This window comes from Streptomyces sp. NPDC104367, from assembly GCF_055583825.1.
Genome location: NZ_JBVJND010000009.1, coordinates 149,083 through 168,118 on the forward strand (window position 1 = coordinate 149,083; position 19,036 = coordinate 168,118).

At 71.1% G+C, this 19,036-nt stretch carries 13 protein-coding genes; 5 read left to right on the forward strand and 8 right to left on the reverse strand.

Going from position 1 to position 19,036, the window contains the following annotated elements:
• Positions 1 to 109: 109 nt before the first annotated feature.
• On the reverse strand, positions 110 to 1,654 hold the full coding sequence (locus tag ACZ619_RS15920; RefSeq protein ID WP_469598964.1) for a YibE/F family protein: 1,545 nt from the start codon (positions 1,652 to 1,654) through the stop codon (positions 110 to 112).
• A gap of 241 nt (positions 1,655 to 1,895) precedes the next feature.
• On the opposite strand from ACZ619_RS15920, the gene thiC reads away from it, so the two are divergent.
• Positions 1,896 to 3,698: a phosphomethylpyrimidine synthase ThiC gene (thiC, locus tag ACZ619_RS15925; RefSeq protein ID WP_469598965.1), complete on the forward strand. Its 1,803-nt coding sequence runs from the start codon at positions 1,896 to 1,898 to the stop codon at positions 3,696 to 3,698.
• A gap of 58 nt (positions 3,699 to 3,756) precedes the next feature.
• On the opposite strand, the gene ACZ619_RS15930 is transcribed toward thiC, so the two are convergent.
• From ACZ619_RS15930 to ACZ619_RS15940, 3 genes are all read right to left on the reverse strand, one after another.
• The gene (locus ACZ619_RS15930; RefSeq protein ID WP_469598967.1) at positions 3,757 to 4,626 is read right to left on the reverse strand and encodes a hypothetical protein; all 870 of its coding nucleotides are present in this window, start codon (positions 4,624 to 4,626) and stop codon (positions 3,757 to 3,759) included.
• 181 nt (positions 4,627 to 4,807) lie between these two features.
• Positions 4,808 to 5,896, reverse strand: coding sequence for a metallophosphoesterase (locus ACZ619_RS15935; protein ID WP_469598969.1), 1,089 nt, complete (start codon positions 5,894 to 5,896; stop codon positions 4,808 to 4,810).
• Between the two features lie 243 nt (positions 5,897 to 6,139).
• A complete protein-coding gene (locus tag ACZ619_RS15940) occupies positions 6,140 to 7,252 on the reverse strand; it encodes a LacI family DNA-binding transcriptional regulator (RefSeq protein ID WP_469598971.1) in 1,113 nt (370 codons plus the stop codon).
• 438 nt (positions 7,253 to 7,690) lie between these two features.
• On the opposite strand from ACZ619_RS15940, the gene hisC reads away from it, so the two are divergent.
• The 4 genes from hisC to cydD all read left to right on the forward strand — a co-directional run bounded on the left by hisC (position 7,691) and on the right by cydD (position 15,365).
• Positions 7,691 to 8,770 (forward strand): histidinol-phosphate transaminase, encoded by a 1,080-nt coding sequence (gene hisC / locus ACZ619_RS15945; RefSeq protein ID WP_469598973.1) that lies wholly within the window; start codon positions 7,691 to 7,693, stop codon positions 8,768 to 8,770.
• Positions 8,771 to 9,016: 246 nt separating this feature from the next.
• Positions 9,017 to 10,525 carry a cytochrome ubiquinol oxidase subunit I gene (locus tag ACZ619_RS15950; RefSeq protein WP_469598975.1) on the forward strand — a complete coding sequence of 503 codons (1,509 nt, stop codon included), beginning with the start codon at positions 9,017 to 9,019 and terminating at the stop codon, positions 10,523 to 10,525.
• An 18-nt stretch (positions 10,526 to 10,543) separates the two neighbouring features.
• Positions 10,544 to 11,551, forward strand: coding sequence for a cytochrome d ubiquinol oxidase subunit II (gene cydB / locus ACZ619_RS15955; RefSeq protein ID WP_469598977.1), 1,008 nt, complete (start codon positions 10,544 to 10,546; stop codon positions 11,549 to 11,551).
• A gap of 91 nt (positions 11,552 to 11,642) precedes the next feature.
• Positions 11,643 to 15,365 carry a thiol reductant ABC exporter subunit CydD gene (cydD, locus tag ACZ619_RS15960; RefSeq protein ID WP_469598979.1) on the forward strand — a complete coding sequence of 1,241 codons (3,723 nt, stop codon included), beginning with the start codon at positions 11,643 to 11,645 and terminating at the stop codon, positions 15,363 to 15,365.
• Between the two features lie 43 nt (positions 15,366 to 15,408).
• Here cydD and ACZ619_RS15965 read toward each other — a convergent pair whose 3' ends face one another.
• The 4 genes from ACZ619_RS15965 to ACZ619_RS15980 form a co-directional block, all read right to left on the reverse strand.
• Positions 15,409 to 16,293 carry an HAD hydrolase family protein gene (locus tag ACZ619_RS15965; RefSeq protein WP_469598981.1) on the reverse strand — a complete coding sequence of 295 codons (885 nt, stop codon included), beginning with the start codon at positions 16,291 to 16,293 and terminating at the stop codon, positions 15,409 to 15,411.
• A gap of 91 nt (positions 16,294 to 16,384) precedes the next feature.
• Positions 16,385 to 17,287 (reverse strand): LLM class flavin-dependent oxidoreductase, encoded by a 903-nt coding sequence (locus ACZ619_RS15970; protein WP_469598982.1) that lies wholly within the window; start codon positions 17,285 to 17,287, stop codon positions 16,385 to 16,387.
• Between the two features lie 42 nt (positions 17,288 to 17,329).
• Positions 17,330 to 17,905: an RNA 2'-phosphotransferase gene (locus ACZ619_RS15975; protein ID WP_469598984.1), complete on the reverse strand. Its 576-nt coding sequence runs from the start codon at positions 17,903 to 17,905 to the stop codon at positions 17,330 to 17,332.
• Positions 17,906 to 18,026: 121 nt separating this feature from the next.
• Entirely contained in the window at positions 18,027 to 18,974 is a 948-nt protein-coding gene (locus ACZ619_RS15980) for a MerR family transcriptional regulator (protein WP_469598986.1), read from the reverse strand.
• Positions 18,975 to 19,036 lie beyond the last annotated feature (62 nt).

Below are 19,036 nucleotides of genomic sequence, written 5' to 3' on the forward strand. Positions count from 1 at the left end.
GGAACGCTTCTGTGCGCGGGCAGAAGGCGGAACGATTCTCCCGCCACGAGGCCGACGGCCCTCGGACCGCCGCCCGGGACGCCAGCGATGTCTCAGGCCCCGGCCGCCCTCACCGCTTCCGGCGCCGCCCCCGACCGGCGCGCGCCGGAGCCGGCACGGTCTCCAGGAGTGCGGGCTCCGTGCCCGGCCGGTCGGCCGACACCACCAGGGCCGCGAGCAGCGTGGTGACCGGCACCGAGGCGACCAGGCCGATCGAGCCGACCAGCGTGCGCACGATCTCCTCGGCCACCAGCTCGCTGTTGGCGACCGTCGACACACTGCTCTGCGCGATCGAGAAGAGCAGCAGCAGCGGCAGCGCGGCGCCCGCGTAGGCCAGCACGAGGGTGTTGACGACCGAGGCGATGTGATCGCGGCCGATGCGGATGCCCGCCCGGTACAGCCCGCGCCAGCCCATCGTCGGGTTGGCCTCGTGCAGCTCCCACACGGCCGAGGTCTGGGTCACCGTCACATCGTCGAGAACGCCCAGCGAACCGATGATGACGCCGGCCAGCAGCAGACCGCTCATGTCGATCGACGGGTACAGCCCGTGGATCAGGCCGGTGTTGTCGTCCGTGTTGCCGGTGAGCGCGGCCCAGTCGATGAACTCCGAGCCGAGCAGGCCGATCAGGCAGAGCGAGACCAGCGTGCCGAGCACCGCCACCGAGGTCCGGGCCGACAGCCCGTGGCACATGTACAGGGCGATCAGCATGATGGCACTCGACCCGACGACCGCCACCAGCAGCGGGTTCGAGCCCTGAAGGATCGCCGGCAGGATGAACAGGGTCAGCACCAGGAAGCTGACGGCCAGCGCGACCAGCGCCATCACACCGCGCAGCCGGCCCACCACCACGACGGCGAGCGCGAAGATCCCGGCCAGCAGCGCCATCGGGAACTTCCGGTTCACGTCGGTGACCGAGTACTGCAGGTCCTTGGGCGCCGAGGGCTCGTACGCGACGACGACCTTCTCGCCCTCGTGCAGCTGCCGGGACTGGTCGGGCTGCACGATCTCGGTGAACGTACGGCCCTTGTCCTTGCCGGTGTCGACGCGGATCGTGGCCTTCTTGCAGGTGCCGTCCTCCTCCTGCTTCGCGGAGCTGCCCTCGGCGGTGGAGGTGTCGCCGGTCGAACCGCCCCCGGAGGCGTTGACCGACTTGCAGCTGACCGAGACGACCTTGGCGACCGTCGCCTGCTGCGTCTGGCGGTCGAAGCCGACACCGGTGCGCTCGTGAGCCGGGGCCCCGCCGGGCCACAGCACCGCCATGCCGACCACGACCGCGGCGGCGAAGGGGATGAGGATCGCCGCGATGACCTTGCGCAGATGCTTCGAGACGGGCGCGGCGGGTCCGTGGCTGTGACTGTGTCCGTGCGAGTGCCCCTGCCCGCCGCCCGGGCCGCCCTGTCCCTGGCCGTGGTGGGCGTGGTCGTGATGGGCGTGGCTCTGGTCGTGCCCGGGGCCGTGATCGTGCTCCTGGCCGGGGCCGGGGCCATGTCCGGCGGCGTGATCGTGCCCGTCGCCGGCACCGTGGCCTCCGTGGCCCGGTCCGACGCCCTGTCGGGCGCCGTTGCCGCGCCGTGGGTCCGGGGGCGGGTAGGGAGGCTGCTGTGTCGTGGTCACCGACCGATCATCGCAAGAACGGCAGGGGCCCCCTGTTCACCGCGCCCGAATTGACGCTAGCGTGGAGGCACCTTTGCACACGCGGGAGCTCGGAGCACCGGGCTGAGAGGGCGCTGACCTCCGTATTCGCGATGTTTCACGTGGAACGAGTGATGTTTCACATGAAACGCCGTCCGACGGAAGCCGCTGCGTCGACCGCCGAACCTGTTACCGGGTAATGCCGGCGTAGGGAGTAGGTCTCATGACCAACAAGGACGTACGCACGCCTGCCTTCAGTCAGGACGAAACGCCCGTTTCGGGTGGCCAGTCCCAGGAGGCCGGGAAGTCCATCGGCTGGCACAAGGGGTATGTCGAGGGCACGCGCCCCGACCTGCGGGTGCCGGTCCGTCAGGTGCATCTGACCAACGGGCAGTCGGTCACGCTCTACGACACCTCCGGGCCGTACACCGATCCGTTCGTCGAGACCGACGTCCGCAGGGGGCTTCCGCCGTTGCGGGAGAGCTGGATCATCGCCCGCGGTGACACCGCGGAGTACCCGGGCCGGCCCGTGCGCCCCGAGGACGACGGGATCAAGCACACCTCGCCGCGCGGCGGCCTGCGCAACCTGGACGCGGTCTTCCCGGGCCGTCCGCGCCAGCCGCGCCGCAGCCGGGACGGTGGGGCGGTCACCCAGCTCGCGTACGCCCGCCGGGGCGAGATCACCCCCGAGATGGAGTACGTGGCCATCCGGGAGAACGTCTCCCCCGAGGTCGTCCGCGAGGAGATCGCGGCGGGCCGGGCGGTGCTGCCGGCGAACGTCAACCACCCGGAGATCGAGCCGATGATCATCGGCAAGCGGTTCCTGGTGAAGGTCAACGCCAACATCGGCAACTCCGCGGTGACCTCCTCCATCGAGGAGGAGGTGGAGAAGATGACCTGGGCGACCCGTTGGGGCGCCGACACGGTCATGGACCTGTCCACCGGCCGCAACATCCACACCACCCGCGAATGGGTGCTGCGCAACTCCCCCGTCCCCATCGGCACGGTGCCGCTCTATCAGGCGCTGGAGAAGGTCGACGGCAGGGCCGAGGAACTGACCTGGGAGATCTACAAGGACACGGTCGTCGAGCAGGCCGAGCAGGGCGTGGACTACATGACCGTCCACGCGGGTGTCCGCCTGCCGTTCGTGCCGCTCACCGCGAACCGCAAGACCGGCATCGTCTCGCGCGGCGGCTCGATCATGGCGGCCTGGTGTCTCGCGCACCACAAGGAATCGTTCCTGTACGAGAACTTCGAGGAACTCTGCGAGATCCTCGCCGCCTACGACGTCACCTACTCGCTGGGCGACGGCCTGCGCCCCGGCTCCATCGCGGACGCCAACGACGAGGCGCAGTTCGCGGAGCTCCGGACGCTCGGGGAACTCAACCGGATCGCGAAGCGTTTTGATGTTCAGACCATGATCGAGGGCCCGGGCCATGTCCCGATGCACAAGATCAAGGAGAACATCGACCTTCAGCAGGAGATCTGCGATGAAGCTCCGTTCTATACGCTCGGCCCGCTGACCACGGACGTCGCACCGGCGTACGACCACATCACCTCCGGTATCGGCGCCGCGATGATTGCCTGGTGGGGCACGGCGATGCTTTGCTACGTGACCCCCAAGGAACACCTGGGCCTGCCCAACCGGGACGACGTCAAGACCGGTGTCATCACCTACAAGATCGCCGCCCACGCGGCGGACCTCGCCAAGGGCCACCCGGGCGCCCAGGAGTGGGACGACGCCCTGTCCGACGCCCGCTTCGAGTTCCGCTGGGAGGACCAGTTCAACCTCGCCCTGGACCCGGACACGGCCCGCGAGTTCCACGACGAGACCCTGCCGGCGGAGCCGGCCAAGACGGCCCATTTCTGCTCGATGTGCGGCCCGAAGTTCTGCTCGATGAAGATCTCCCAGGACATCCGTCGTGAACACGGCGGCAGCCGGGCCGAGGTCGAGGAGGGGATGGCGCAGAAGTCCAGGGAGTTCGCAGCCGCGGGCAACCGCGTGTACCTGCCGCTCGCGGACTGACCGTGGGCGGGTTGCCGGGGATGCGGCCTGCGCCCCCGGGGTGGGGGCGCAAGCCGGGTTATTCCGGCTGGTGTTCCGGGCCTCCGTAGTCCGGGCTGGTGTAGTCCGGGCTCGTGAAGCTCGGCCGGGTGGCCGGTGCGGTGCCGTCGTCGGTGCTGAAACCCGGGCGGCCGTACCCGAGCCGCGGCATCCGGTTGACCGGTGCCGACGGCGCCGTGTCGCGCAGCGGGGCGGGACCGGGTTCGGTGGCCAGCGCTTCCTGGAGGAAGGGCAGGATGCCGCGCTCCAGCAGGGCGTCGCGCCAGGCCTCCCGGGCCCTGGCCACCTCCCCGCCGGGCTCGCCGTAGGCCCCGGACTCCAGCGAGGGGCTGTTGCGCAGTGCGGTGAGCAACAGGCCTGCCCCGGCCACCAGAATGGCGGCCGCGGTCATCGCGCCGAACACCCAGCCGGCGGTGAGCATGGTCTGGGCGAACGCCGGTGCCGGGTCCAGCATCTTCAGGACGTAGCCGACGAGCAGGAAGATCGCCGCGGCTGTTCCGGCGAGCACGGGCGCCAGGACCGCGACGACGGCGACGGCGCCCGCGCCGGTGGTCTCGGCGGCCTCGCCGAGGGTGGTGGCGAGCCCCATGGCGCCGCCCACGGCCGGCTCCCCCGAGCCGGACTCCTGGGCGGTGGCCGGGGTGGACCGCGCAGGATTGCGCAGTTCCTCGCGGACCTTCACGTAGTGCTGGTACTCGGTCGCCGCGGCCGCCGCTATCAGCGCGGTGGCGTTGAGCGCCATGGTGCGCAGCTGTTCGGTGTTCAGACGCTGACCGGTGGCGGCCAGCTCGGGACGGTAAGGGGCGGAGCGCAGCGCCTCATCGAGGATCCGCTCGTATTCCTGGCGGTCCTCGCTGTGCAGGTGCTGCGGAACGCTGTTCATGTGCATCCCCCGATGCTCCGTAGGGCTTGGGGCTCGCACGCCGGCGAGCCGTCGGGCAGAAACGGAGGGGAGCCTGCTACGGATAAACCGATGGTAGAGCCGTTACGGCACGCGGTGACAGGGGGTTGCCGGAAATTGGGGGTTGCCCGCGTGTGACCCCGAAGGGATAGAACAGCGCGCCGAACGCTCAGATGTCCAGCGGAAGTTGCCTCACCAGCAGCTTTCCGGCCATGGTCACTCCGCCGTCCATCGCGATGGCGAGTCCCTCCGCGTAGACGTGCGGCCCCTCGACGACGGGACCGCTGCCCTCCTCGGCCTCCTCGGAGCCGACTTCGCCCAGCAGATAGGGAATCGGGCTGTGCCCGTGAACGATGCGGGTACCGCCGTACGTATCGAGGAGGGAACGGACGGCGTCTGCACCACCCTCGTCGCGGAAGGAGAACCGCTTGGTGAACTTACGGAACAGGTCCCAGACCTCGTCCGCGTCGTTACGGGTGATGGTCTCGCGGACGGTGTCGTTGACCGCCTCGATCGAGTCGCCGTAGTCGAGGTAGGCGGTGGTGTCGGAGTGGACCAGCAGGTAGCCGTCGACCCCCTCGACGGCGTCCAGACGGGACATCCACTGGAGGTGGTGGTCCTGGAGGCGGTCCATGTCGGTCTTCTGGCCGCCGTTGAGCAGCCAGGCGGCCTGGAAGGTGGCGGTGCCCGCGCCGGAGTTGACGGGGGTGTCCCCGAACCGCTTCGCGCCGAGCAGCAGCAGCTCGTGGTTGCCCATGAGCGCCTTGCAGTAGCCGCCCGCCGCGGCCGCCTCGGCGGACAGCCGCATCACCAGGTCGATGACGCCGATGCCGTCCGGGCCCCGGTCGGTGAAGTCGCCGAGGAACCAGAGCCGGGCGTTGCCCGCGCACCAGTTGCCCTCGGCGTCGACCAGGCCCTGCTCGCGCAGGGCGGTGACCAGCTCGTCGTAGTAGCCGTGCACGTCCCCGACCACGTACAGCGGGCCGGGGCCCTCCGCGGGCTGCGCGGCGGGGGCGGCGGCCGTCTCGACGGGCAGCCGGAGCGTGTCACCGGCCTGGATGACGGGCAGGTCGCGCTGGGTCGGCGTGTACCCGTCGGGATAGTCCTCGGGGTACGCCTCGTCGAGCGGCGGGACGGCGTCGCCGGGGTGGGTGCTCTCGGCGTACGGACCGGTCTCGTTGACGTACGCGGGCACGCGGAAGTCGCGCACCGTCGCCGTCCGCTCCGTCTCGGGTCCCTGACCGGCCCCCTGAGTCATCAGACCCCTCCACCATCACGCCGCAGCTGCACCGCTTCGGACTGCCTGGTCGCAGCGGCCCGCGGTGTCGTGCGCCCATCATAGGAACGCGCGTCGCGCCGTGTGATGACCCAGGGGTGGTGAATCGGGGCAGGACTCCGGTCCGTCGCGGCTTTCGCCCCGGTTGGGCAGGGCTTCGGACCTCCGCCTTTCGCCTGCCGGCCGCGCTGTGACGCGGCCCGGCAGGCTTTCCGCGTGTCCGTGCTACTCCTCCTCCGGCGCCCGCGGCGGGCTGACCGTGGTGCGCTGCGGCCGTCGCTGGGAGGAGGTACGCACGATCAGTTCGGTCGGTATCACCTGCTCGACCGGCTGGTCCGACTCGACCCCCTCGATCGCGTCGATGAGGAGCTGCACCACCGCCGTGCCGATGCGGCGCGGCTTGAGCGAGAGCGTGGTGATGGGCGGCTCGGTGTTGGCGTAGACGGTCGACTCGCTGCAGCACACCAGCAGCAGGTCGTCCGGGACGCGCAGCCCGTAGCGGCGGGCGGCGGCGAGCAGATCGGTGCCGTTGGGGTCGAAGAGGCCGTAGACGGCGTCGGGACGGTCCGGGCGGGCCAGGAGACGGTCGGCGGCGACCGCGCCCGCGCACGGGTCGTGCGCGGGGTAGGCCTCGTAGACCGGGTCCTGGCCGACGCGTTCGCACCAGCGCAGGTAGGCCGTGGTCGACAGATGGGTGTACGTGTCCGTCGTGGTGCCCGTGAGCAGGCCGATGCGGCGGGCGCCGGCGTCGGCGAGGTGGTCGAGGATGCCGAGGACGGCGGCCTCGTGGTCGTTGTCCACCCAGGCGGTGACCGGGAGGGCACCGGCCGGGCGGCCGTCGGAGACCACCGGCAGGCCCTGCCGGACCAGCTCGCTGACCACCGGGTCCTGGTCGGAGGGGTCGATCACGACCGTGCCGTCCAGGGCCACGTTCGACCACACGTCGTGGCGTGAGGTCGCGGGCAGGATCACGAGGGCGTAGCCGCGGGCGAGCGCGGCCGAGGTGGCCGCTCGCGCCATCTCGGCGAAGTACGCGAACTCCGTGAAGGTGAAAGGTTCATCCCCGTACGTCGTCACAGTCAGGCCGATCAGGCCCGACTTGCCGGTACGGAGCGTGCGGGCCGCCGCCGAGGGGCGGTAGCCCAGCCGGTCGGCCACCTCGCGGACGTGGCGCCGGGTGGCATCCGGGAGCCGGCCCTTGCCGTTCAGGGCGTCGGACACGGTCGTGATGGAGACTCCGGCGGCGGCGGCCACGTCTCTGATGCCCGCCCGGCCCGGCCGGCTGCCTCGCCGAGAGGTTTCCGCGCGGCTCACCTGGTGCTTCCCTGCTGCTGTCATGGCGAGCCGATAGTAGGGCTCATGCGGTGGGGTAGTGCGGACGCATATGCACGCGTTGACAGGTACGTTTCTGCAAGGTCAAAGCGGGTCAACTACCTTAGAAAGAAAGTCAGTTGAACGATCCAATGGTGAGACGTGACTTGTCGGCACGCATGGGCCTGCCAAGTGCCCGATGTCTCGAAGAGGTCTCAACTCACCTGCACGGGTGATGCGCGCCACGGCGTGAGCCACCGGCGCATAGATATATGTAGGGCGCGCCCCCGATACATGCGCCTTCGTACGGTGATGCCCGTGATGCCGGTGGGGCGGATGGGGTCCGGCTCCCCGGTGCCCCGGCCGCATCCCGTCTCTACGCAGCGGGACCGAATCCTCATAAGGTGAGAAGTATTGAATGCCGGCGGCGTGGACGGTCCGCCGGAGGTCACGAGGAGGACTGCGGTGAGCGAGACGAGCCCCAAGCTGCGCGTGGAGCTGGAGGGTATTCCCACCTACAAGCCGGGCAAGCCCGCCGCGGCCGAGGGCCCGGTCGCCTACAAGCTGTCCTCCAACGAGAACCCGTACCCCCCGCTGCCCGGCGTGATGGAGTCCGTGACGGCGGCCGCCGCGTCCTTCAACCGCTACCCGGACATGGCCTGCACCGGGCTGGTGAACGAGCTGTCGGACCGCTTCGGCGTCCCGCTCTCCCACCTGGCCACCGGCACCGGTTCGGTCGGCGTGGCCCAGCAGCTCGTCCAGGCCACCAGCGGCCCCGGTGACGAGGTGATCTACGCCTGGCGGTCCTTCGAGGCGTACCCGATCATCACGCAGATCAGCGGCGCCCGCTCGGTCCAGGTGCCGCTGACGTCCGGCGAGGTGCACGACCTGGACGCGATGGCGGACGCGATCACCGACCGGACCCGCCTGATCTTCGTCTGCAACCCCAACAACCCGACCGGCACGGTGGTGCGGCGGGCCGAGCTGGAGCGGTTCCTGGACCGGGTCCCGGGTGACGTGCTGGTGGTGCTGGACGAGGCCTACCGGGAGTTCATCCGCGATCCCGAGGTGCCGGACGGCGTCGAGCTCTACCGCGAGCGGCCGAACGTGTGCGTGCTGCGGACCTTCTCCAAGGCGTACGGCCTGGCCGGGCTGCGCGTCGGCTTCGCGATCGCGCACGAGCCGGTCGCGGCGGCGCTGCGCAAGACGGCGGTGCCGTTCGGCGTGAGCCAGCTGGCCCAGGAGGCGGCGGTCGCCTCCCTGCGGGCCGAGGACGAACTGCTCGGCCGGGTCGGCTCGCTGGTCTGCGAGCGGCAGCGGGTGGCCGAGACGCTGAGCGCCCAGGGCTGGACGGTGCCCGAGTCCCAGGCGAACTTCGTGTGGCTGCGGCTGGGGGAGCGTACGACGGCCTTCGCGGAGCTCTGTGAGGAGCACGGTGTGGTCGTCCGGCCGTTCCCGGGCGAGGGCCTGCGGGTGACGATCGGGGAGACCGAGGCGAACGACATCTTCCTGAAGGTGACGGAGGCGTTCCGCAAGGAGCTCTAGCTCCCCGGGAAGGACCACGCGTACGGGGTCGCACGGCCGGTGTCCGAGGCCGGGCGGCCCCGTACGTCTGTGTGAGGGGGTGCCGAACGGCTCAAGTGTGACCCCCCTTCGAACTCCGATAATCAGTGCGTCATAATGGCTTGTGAATGTGAATGCATTCACAAGCGCGTCCCGTTTGCTCCGTGATGTACGTGACAAAGGGCGCATAGTGCCGCTGTACCACGGCGACCTAAGGAGAGTGACGACGTGTACCTGGCTCTGGCGCCGGAGACACTGGCGCGCTGGCAGTTCGGCATCACCACCGTCTATCACTTCTTGTTCGTGCCGCTGACGATCTCGCTGGCCGCCCTCACGGCCGGTCTGCAGACCGCCTGGGTGCGCACGGAGAAGGAGAAGTACCTCAGGGCGACCAAGTTCTGGGGCAAGCTCTTCCTGATCAACATCGCGATGGGCGTCGTCACCGGCATCGTCCAGGAGTTCCAGTTCGGCATGAACTGGTCCGACTACTCGCGGTTCGTCGGCGACATCTTCGGTGCCCCGCTCGCCTTCGAGGCGCTGATCGCGTTCTTCTTCGAGTCCACCTTCATCGGGCTGTGGATCTTCGGCTGGGACAAGCTGCCCAAGAGGATCCACCTGGCCTGCATCTGGATGGTCTCCATCGGCACGATCCTGTCCGCGTACTTCATCCTCGCGGCCAACTCGTGGATGCAGCACCCCGTCGGCTACAAGATCGACAAGGTGAAGGGGCGCGCCGAGCTCACCGACTTCTGGGCGGTCCTCACCCAGAACACCGCGCTGGCCCAGGCCTTCCACACACTCTCCGCGTCGTTCCTGACCGGCGGCGCCTTCATGGTCGGCATCGCCGCCTTCCACCTGTTCCGCAAGAAGCACATCACGGCGATGAAGACCTCGCTGCGGCTCGGCCTGATCACCGTGGTCATCGCCGGCCTGCTCACCTCGATCAGCGGTGACACCCTCGGCAAGGTCATGTTCAAGCAGCAGCCGATGAAGATGGCCGCCGCCGAGGCGCTGTGGGACGGCCAGAACTCGGCCCCCTTCTCGATCTTCGCCTACGGCGACGTCAGCAAGGGCCACAACAGCGTCGAGCTGTCCGTCCCCGGCCTGCTGTCGTTCCTCGCCGACGACGACTTCGGCTCGTACGTCCCCGGCATCAACGACACCAACAAGGCCGAGCAGCAGAAGTACGGCGCCGGCGACTACCGGCCCATCATCCCGGTCACCTTCTGGGCGTTCCGCTGGATGATCGGCTTCGGGATGGCGTCCTTCGCCATCGGCCTGGCCGGACTCTGGCTGACCCGCAAGAAGTTCATGCTGCCGCAGCACCTGAGGGTCGGCGACGACGAGGTGCCGCATCTGGTCCTCTTCAGGAACAAGGCCCTCAGTCCCAAGCTCTCCAGGCTGTACTGGCTGGTGGCGATCTGGACGCTCGGCTTCCCGCTGATCGCCAACTCCTGGGGCTGGATATTCACCGAGATGGGCCGCCAGCCATGGGTCGTCTACGGCGTTCTGCAGACCCGGGACGCGGTCTCCCCCGGGGTCTCCCAGACCGAGGTCCTCATCTCGATGATCACCTTCACCGCGCTGTACGCCGTCCTCGCCGTGGTCGAGGTCAAGCTGCTGGTGAAGTACATCAAGGCCGGCCCGCCCGAGCTCACCGAGGCCGACCTGAACCCGCCCACGAAGATCGGCGGCGAGGACCGTGACGCCGACAAGCCGATGGCCTTCTCGTACTAGGCCGAGGGAGACGCAGTCATGGAACTTCACGACGTCTGGTTCGTGCTGATCGCCGTCCTGTGGACCGGCTACTTCTTCCTGGAGGGCTTCGACTTCGGGGTCGGTGTCCTGACCAGGCTGCTGGCCCGGGACCGGCTGGAGAAGCGGGTGCTGATCAACACGATCGGTCCCGTCTGGGACGGCAACGAGGTCTGGCTGCTCACCGCGGGCGGCGCGACCTTCGCCGCCTTCCCCGAGTGGTACGCCACGCTCTTCTCCGGGTTCTACCTGCCCCTGCTGGTCATCCTGGTCTGCCTGATCGTCCGGGGCGTCGCCTTCGAGTACCGGGCGAAGCGGCCCGAGGAGAAGTGGCAGCGCAACTGGGAGACGGCGATCTTCTGGACCTCGCTGATCCCGGCGTTCCTGTGGGGCGTGGCCTTCGGGAACATCGTGCACGGCGTGAAGATCGACCGGAACTTCGAGTACGTCGGCACCGTCTGGAACCTGCTCAACCCGTACGCCCTGCTCGGCGGACTGGTGACGCTGACCCTGTTCACCTTCCACGGGACGGTGTTCACCGCGCTCAAGACCGTCGGTGACATCCGGGTACGGGCCCGGAAGCTGGCGACCAGGATCGGTCTCCTGACCGCCGTGCTGGCGCTGGTCTTCCTGCTGTGGACCCAGGTCGACAGCGGGGACGGCGCGAGCCTGGTGGCGCTGGTCGTGGCCGTCGTCGCGCTGGTCGCCGCGCTCGGGGCGAACCTGCGGGGCCGCGAGGGCTGGGCGTTCGCCCTGTCCGGCCTGACCATCGTGGCCGCCGTGGCGATGCTCTTCCTGTCGCTCTTCCCGAACGTCATGCCGTCGTCGCTCGACGCGGACTGGAGCCTCACGGTCACCAACGCCTCGTCGAGCCCGTACACCCTGAGGATCATGACCTGGCTGGCGGCGATCGCCACGCCGCTGGTCCTGCTCTACCAGGGGTGGACCTACTGGGTGTTCCGCAAGCGGATCGGTACGCAGCACATCGCTGCCGAAGCCGCGCACTGAGTCCGAGGGGAGGGCGTCTCATGGTGATGTTCACGGCGGTCCGTGATGTTTCACGTGGAACGCCCTCTCCGGGCCGAAGGGCATGTTTCACGTGAAACCAATCGATCCCCGTCTGCTGCGCTACGCCCGCGCCACCCGCCTCTTCCTGGTGGCCGTCGTCGGCCTCGGTGCCGTCGGCGCCGGGCTGGTCGTCGCCCAGGCCATGCTCATCGCCGAAGTGGTGGTCGGCGCCTTCCAGCACGGCCACCCGGTCTCCGCGCTCCGCACTCCCCTGCTGCTGTTGGCGGCGGTCGCCGTCGGACGGGCGCTGGTCTCCTGGCTCACCGAGCTCGCCGCGCACCGGGCGAGCGCGGCGGTCAAGTCCGAGCTGCGGGGCCGGCTCCTCGACCGGGCGGCGGCGCTCGGTCCCGGCTGGCTGAGCGGACAGCGGACCGGGTCGCTGGTCACCCTCGCCACGCGTGGCGTCGACGCGCTCGACGACTACTTCTCGCGGTATCTGCCGCAGCTGGGGCTCGCGGTGGTCGTGCCGGTCGCGGTGCTGGCGCGGATCGTCACCGAGGACTGGGTGTCCGCGGCGATCATCGTCGGCACGCTGCCTCTCATCCCGCTCTTCATGGTCCTGATCGGCTGGGCCACGCAGTCCCGGACGGACCGTCAGTGGCGGCTGCTGTCCCGGCTGTCCGGCCACTTCCTGGACGTGGTCGCCGGGCTGCCCACGCTGAAGGTGTTCGGCCGGGCCAAGGCGCAGGCCGAGTCGATCCGGCGGATCACCGGCGAGTACCGGCAGGCGACCATGCGGACGCTGCGGATCGCCTTCCTCTCCTCCTTCGCGCTGGAACTGCTCTCCACGCTGTCCGTGGCGCTCGTCGCCGTGACCATCGGCATGCGGCTCGTCCACGGCGACATGGACCTGTACATCGGGCTGGTCATCCTGGTGCTGGCGCCCGAGGCGTATCTGCCGCTGCGGCAGGTGGGCGCCCAGTTCCACGCGGCGGCGGAGGGGCTCGCGGCGGCGGAGGAGATCTTCGCGGTGCTGGAGACGCCGGTGCCGGCGTCCGGCGCGGACGAGGTCCCCGTGGGCGGCGGCCTGGCCTTCGAAGGGGTGACGGTCCGCTACCCGGGCCGGTCGGCGGACGCGGTCACCGATGTCTCCCTCACGGTCGAACCCGGGGAGACCGTCGCGCTGGTCGGCCCCAGCGGGGTGGGCAAGTCGACGCTGCTGAACGTGCTGCTGGGGTTCGTACGGCCGCAGGAGGGGCGGGTGCGGGTCGGGGGAGCCGATCTCGCCGACCTGGACCTGGAGGAGTGGCGGTCGCGGATCGCGTGGGTGCCGCAGAGGCCGCACCTGTACGCCGGGACGATCGCCGAGAACGTACGGCTGGCGCGGCCCGACGCCGACGACGAGGCGGTACGGCGGGCGCTGCGGGACGCGGGGGCGCTGGAGTTCGTGGACGCGCTGCCCGACGGGGCCGGGACGGTGCTCGGTGAGGATGGGGCCGGGCTGTCCGCGGGGCAGCGGCAGCGGCTGGCGCTGGCACGGGCGTTTCTCGCGGACCGGCCCGTGCTGTTGCTGGACGAGCCGACGGCTGCGCTGGACGGGGTGACCGAGGCGGAGGTCGTGGCGGCGGTACGGCGGCTCTCCGTGGGTCGGACCGTACTGCTGGTCGTCCACCGTCCGGCCCTCCTCGCGGCAGCGGACCGAGTGGTGACCCTCTCCTCCCCAGCCCCTTGCCCACCCACCACCCGACTCGGTGGGCTGCGAGGCGAGGCACCGGGTGCCCCCGACGCGGCGACTGGCGAATTGACGGCCGGACTCGCCGAGCCAGAGGGCACAGCGACGGCCGGACTCGGCGTGCTGGAAGGCGAAGCGACGGCCGGACTCGGTGTGCTGGAGGAGGAAGCGACGGCTCGGCTCGGTGGGCTGGAGGGCGAAGCTGCGGGCGGGTCCGGTGCGTTGGACGAGGGAGCGGCTGGCGGGTTCGGTGGGCTGGAGGAGGAAGCAGCCGGCGGGCCGGGTGTGCTGGCGAAGGATGCGGTAGGTGGGGGTGGGCGGTTCGAGGGGGAGGCTCGGGGGGTTCTTGTTCGGGTCCGGGGGGATTCCGGGGGCTGGTGGGGGCGGTTGGGGCTGGCTCTGCTGTTGGGGGCGTTGGCGCTCGGGAGCGCTGTCGGGCTGATGGCGACCTCCGGGTGGCTGATCTCGCGGGCCTCGCAGCAGCCGCCGGTGCTGTACCTGATGGTGGCCGTGACGGCGACGCGGGCCTTCGGTATCGGGCGGGCCGTGTTCCGCTACAGCGAGCGGCTGGTGTCGCACGACGCCGTGCTGCGGATGCTGGCCGACACCAGGGTCGCCGTGTACCGGCGCCTGGAGCGGCTCGCCCCCGCGGGACTGCGGGAGACCCGGCGGGGCGATCTGCTCACCCGGCTGGTCGCCGACGTGGACACCCTCCAGGACTACTGGCTGCGCTGGCTGCTGCCCGCAGGGGTCGCCGTGGCCGTCTCCGCCGCGTCGGTCGGTTTCACGGCCTGGCTGCTGCCCGAGGCCGGCGCGGCGCTCGCCGTGGGCCTGCTGGCGGCCGGCGTCGGCGTTCCGCTGGTGACCTCCACCGTGGCCCGGCGCGCCGAGCACCGGCTGGCACCCGCCCGCGGCGAACTCGCCACCCGCGTCACCGATCTGCTCACCGGCACCGCCGAACTGACCGTCGCCGGCGCGCTGCCCGCCCGTAAGGCCGAAGCCCGCCGGGCCGACGGCGCGCTCACCCGGATCGCCGAGCGCGCCGCCACCGCCACCGCCCTCGGTGACGGACTGACCGCGCTGCTGACGGGCCTGACCGTCACCGCCGCCGCGCTGCTGGGCGCCCAGGGGGTCGCCGACGGCCGTCTGAACGGCGTGGCGATGGCCGTCGTCGTCCTGACCCCGCTGGCCGCCTTCGAGGCCGTCCTGGGTCTGCCGGTCGCCGTACGGCACCGCCAGCGGGTGCGCCGGAGCGCCGAGCGGGTCTACGAGGTGCTGGACGCCCCCGCGCCCGTACGCGAGCCGGAGCGGCCGCGGCAGGCGCCCGCCACGCCCTTCCCGGTCGTCCTGAAGGGCCTGACGGCCCGGCACCCGGGACAGCGGCGGGACGCGCTCACCGGTCTCGACCTGACCCTCCACGAGGGCCGCCGGATCGCCGTGGTCGGTGCCTCCGGTTCCGGCAAGACGACCCTCGCCCAGACCCTGCTGCGGTTCCTCGACCCGGCGGCGGGCACGTACACGCTCGCCGGCGTGGACGCGTACGGCATGGACAGCGACGACGTACGGCGGCTCGTCGGGCTGTGCGCCCAGGACGCGCACCTCTTCGACAGCTCCGTGCGCGAGAACCTGCTGCTCGCCCGGAAGGACGCCGGCGAGCAGGACCTGCGGGACGCGCTCGCGCGGGCCCGGCTGCTCGACTGGGTGGACGGACTGCCCGACGGGCTGGACACGCTGGTCGGCGAGCACGGGGCGCGGCTGTCCGGCGGACAGCGGCAGCGGCTGGCGCTGGCGCGGGCGCTGCTCGCGGACTTCCCGGTGCTGGTCCTGGACGAGCCCGCCGAGCACCTGGACCTGCCCACGGCGGACGCGCTCACCGCGGATCTGCTGGCCGCCACCGAGGGCCGCACCACGCTGCTCATCACGCACCGGCTGGCCGGGCTGGCGGCCGTGGACGAGGTGATCGTGCTCGACGCGGGCCGGGTGGCGCAGCGCGGAACGTACGCGGAGCTGGCCGCCGTGGCCGGGCCGCTGCGGGAGCTGGCGGAACGGGAGGCGGCGGCGGAGGCGCCGGCGGCGGTGTAGCCCGCGGATCCCGGGCGCGGGCCCGGGACCGGCGGCCCACGGGTCAGCGCGCGGTCAGCAGCTGCTCGATCACGACCGCCACGCCGTCCTCGTTGTTGGCGACGGTGCGGCCGGAGGCGGCGGCGACGGCGGCGGGATGGGCGTTGCCCATCGCGTACGACTGCCCGGCCCAGGTCAGCATCTCGACGTCGTTGGGCATGTCGCCGAACGCGACGACCTGCTCGGGCGGGATGCCGCGCTCGGCGCACTCCAGGGCGAGGGTGCTGGCCTTGGAGACGCCCGGGCCGCTGATCTCCAGCAGGGCGCTGGGGCTGGAGCGGGTGACGGTGGCGCGGTCGCCGACGGCGAGCCGGGCGAGGGTCAGGAAGGCGTCCGGGTCGAGGTCGGGGTGGTAGGCGAGGATCTTCAGCACGGGCTCGCCGGCGCTCGGACCGTCGGTCGCCAGGATCAGCTCGGCGGGCAGCAGGTGGTCCGGTATCTCCAGGTGGAGCTTGGGATAGGCCGGTTCCTGGTGGAAGCCGTACGTCTGCTCGACCGCGTAGACCGTGCCGGGCGCGGCGTCGCGCAGCAGCCGTACGGTGTCCAGGGCGTTCTCCCGGGCCAGCTCGCGCACCTTCACGAAGCGGTGGGCGCCGGGGCCGCCGTGCAGGTCGACCACGGCGGCGCCGTTGCCGCAGATCGCCAGGCCGTGGCCGTGGACGTGGTCGCTGACGACGTCCATCCAGCGGGCCGGGCGGCCGGTGACGAAGAAGACCTCGATGCCCGCGTCCTCGGCGGCGGCCAGCGCGGCGACCGTCCTCGGGGAGACCGACTTGTCGTCACGCAGCAGGGTGCCGTCGAGGTCGGTGGCGATCAGGCGGGGCGGGGTCGCGAAGTCAGGGGTCTCGGGCTGTCGGGTCGCTGAGGTCACCGGGCCATTCTCGCGCATATGCCCGCACGGCAGTGCGGCAGTGTGCACAGATGAGACACGGACGGCTCCGGGGCGTCGCCGCTCCGCCGCGGGGGCGGCCCGCCGCCCGTCAGCGCAGCTGGGCCGGGGCCTCCATGGCGATGCGCTCGAAGGTCTTCCGGTCGGCCGCGAAGTCCGAGCCGGGGATGGGCCAGTGGATCACCAGCTCGGTGAAGCCCAGCTCCTGATGGCGGCCGGCGAAGTCCACGAAGGCGTCCAGGGACTCCAGCGGGCGCCCGCGGTCCGGGGTGAAGCCGGTGAGCAGCACCTTGCCGAGCGAGGCGGGGTCGCGGCCGGCCGCGGCGCAGGCGTCGCCGAGCCTGCCGAGCTGGCCGCGCAGCGCCTCCACCGACTGCTCGGGCGTGCCCGTCTCGTACAGCTTCGGGTCGCCGGTGGTCACCCAGGCCTGGCCGTGCCGGGCGGCGAGCCGCAGCCCGCGCGGGCCGGTGGCCGCGACCGCGAACGGCAGCCGGGGCCGCTGCACGCAGCCGGGGATGTCGCGCGCCTCGTGGGCCGAGTAGAACTCGCCCTCGTGGGTCACGGAGTCCTCGGTGAGCAGCCGGTCGAGCAGCGGCACGAACTCGGCGAACCGGTCGGCGCGCTCGCGCGGGGTCCACGGCTGCCGGCCCAGCGCGGTGGCGTCGAAGCCGGTGCCGCCGGCTCCGATGCCCAGGGTCACCCGGCCGCCGGAGATGTCGTCGAGGGAGATCAGCTCCTTGGCGAGGGTCACCGGGTGCCGGAAGTTCGGCGAGGTGACGAGCGTGCCCAGGCGCAGCCGGTCGGTGGCGCAGGCGGCGGCGGTCAGCGTCGGCAGGGCACCGAACCACGGGCCGTCCCGGAAGCTGCGCCAGGACAGGTGGTCGTAGGTGTACGCGGTGTGGAAGCCCAGCTCCTCGGCCCGTGTCCAGGCGTCGCGGCCGCCCTCGCTCCAGCGGCGGTACGGCAGGATCACGGTGCTCAGGCGCAGACTCATGCGTCCGAGCCTACGGGGACCCGCGGCCGGCCGACGAAACCGTCAGTGCGGCTCGGGGAGGCGCAGGTACCGCGGTGGCACGGCCTTGGTCAGCCACACCCCGTTCGCGCTGAGGTGGAAGACATGGCCGTCCCGGTGCATCGCGCCGGTGTCGACGGACAGCACGACCGGACGGCCGCGCCGGGCGCCGACCCGTGTCGCGGTCTCGCGGTCGGCCGACAGGTGCACGTCGTGCCGGTTCATCGGCCGCAGGCCCTCGGTCCGGATCGCGTCCAGGTTCCGGGCCACGGTCCCGTGGTAGAGGTACGGCGGCGGGGTCGCCGGGGGCAGTCCCAGTTCGACCTCGACGCTGTGGCCCTGGCTGGCCCGGATCCGGGTGCCCTCGACGGCGAAGCGCTGCTTGTCGTTGGCGGCGACCACGTGGTCCAGTTCCTCGCGGCTGACCGGGAAGCCGTGTGCCGCCGTGGCCGCGAGCAGTGTGTCGATCTCCACCCAGCCGGCCTCGTCGAGGGTGAGGCCGATGCGTCCGGGCTGGTGGCGCAGGTGTTTCGAGAGGTACTTCGACACCTTCACGGTGCGCCGCTCGTCCCACGCTCCTTCGTTGCGTCTCACGTTCATGTCATCAGGGTGCCGGGAGAGACGCGGATCACGCAGATATTTTCCGCCCGAGGTTTGATCCACAACCAAGTGCGGTTATCCACAGGGCAATTGGCTGTGCTGTGGACAACTGCTGTGCGATTCAGGGTGTTTCGTCAAGATCGTTGACAGGGCGGTGATGTGAAGACAGGGCGTCCAAGTGCCGTGCGCTCACCTCGCGTTCGGCGGCGAGCGCGATGAACTCGGCCAGGTGCTCCGTGCCAACCAGGGCGCGTACGGCCTCGATCGTGTCGACGGGCAGGGACACATGACGTGTCTCCTCACGGGCTCTCGTCCGCTCCCCCGCGCCGAGCCGCCGGCGTACCTCCTCCGTGGCGAACAGCCGCATGGCACGCGCGAGTTCGGCGTCCACGGTCTGCTGCGCGAGCGGGCGAAGACGGCGCAGGACGGAGGCGGCCTCGGCCGCTCTCGCGTCGCTTCGCCGGCCGGGGTCGTCGAGGTAGCGGGCGAAGACGTGCTCGGTGGTGAACTCCAGGAAACGGGAGGCGATGTGCTCCACCTGCACCCTCAACTCCCGCAGATGATCAGCGATCGCGGAGAGCGGAACCCCGGCCGCGTACAACTCGGCCGCCACGGCCAGCTCCTGGGGACTCGGGACGAGGAAGGAGCCGGGATCCCCGTCCACCGGTTCCAGCACGCCGAGTTCCACGGCCTCGGCCACGGCCGCCTCGTCGGGGGCGTCGCCGAAGCGGGCGTCCAGGTCGGCGCGGGAGAGCCGGGCCGGTTCCTCGTCGGTCCAGGGTCCCTCGGCCTCGGTGACCAGGCCGAGGACGCCTGCCAGCCCGCGGCCGGTGTCCCAGGCGTCGAGCAACTCCCTTATGGAGGCCAGGGTGTAGCCACGGGCCAGGAGATGGGCGATCTGGTGGAGGCGGGTGAGATGGACGTCGGAGTAGAGGTTGGCCCGGCCCCGGCGCTCCGGACGGGGGAGGAGCCCCTTGTCCTGATAGGCGCGGACGGTCCGGACACTGGTCCGGGCGAGCCGGGCCAAGTCCTCGATGCGGTAACCGTTCTGGGCCGGGGCGTCGGTCATGAGGGTCCCTGATCCGGTGCGGGTGGGCGGGTCACGTCCCGGGCGGAACGCGCAACTCGCCC

Bases quoted from the DNA above. Each gene is read 5' to 3' on its own strand.
- ACZ619_RS15970 (WP_469598982.1), bottom strand. From the start codon at position 17,287: ATGAGTCTGCGCCTGAGCACCGTGATCCTGCCGTACCGCCGCTGGAGC.
- ACZ619_RS15930 (WP_469598967.1), bottom strand. From the start codon at position 4,626: ATGCACATGAACAGCGTTCCGCAGCACCTGCACAGCGAGGACCGCCAG.
- thiC (WP_469598965.1), top strand. From the start codon at position 1,896: ATGACCAACAAGGACGTACGCACGCCTGCCTTCAGTCAGGACGAAACG.
- ACZ619_RS15980 (WP_469598986.1), bottom strand. From the start codon at position 18,974: ATGACCGACGCCCCGGCCCAGAACGGTTACCGCATCGAGGACTTGGCC.
- ACZ619_RS15975 (WP_469598984.1), bottom strand. From the start codon at position 17,905: ATGAACGTGAGACGCAACGAAGGAGCGTGGGACGAGCGGCGCACCGTG.
- ACZ619_RS15935 (WP_469598969.1), bottom strand. From the start codon at position 5,896: ATGACTCAGGGGGCCGGTCAGGGACCCGAGACGGAGCGGACGGCGACG.
- ACZ619_RS15940 (WP_469598971.1), bottom strand. From the start codon at position 7,252: ATGACAGCAGCAGGGAAGCACCAGGTGAGCCGCGCGGAAACCTCTCGG.
- ACZ619_RS15965 (WP_469598981.1), bottom strand. From the start codon at position 16,293: ATGCGCGAGAATGGCCCGGTGACCTCAGCGACCCGACAGCCCGAGACC.
- cydB (WP_469598977.1), top strand. From the start codon at position 10,544: ATGGAACTTCACGACGTCTGGTTCGTGCTGATCGCCGTCCTGTGGACC.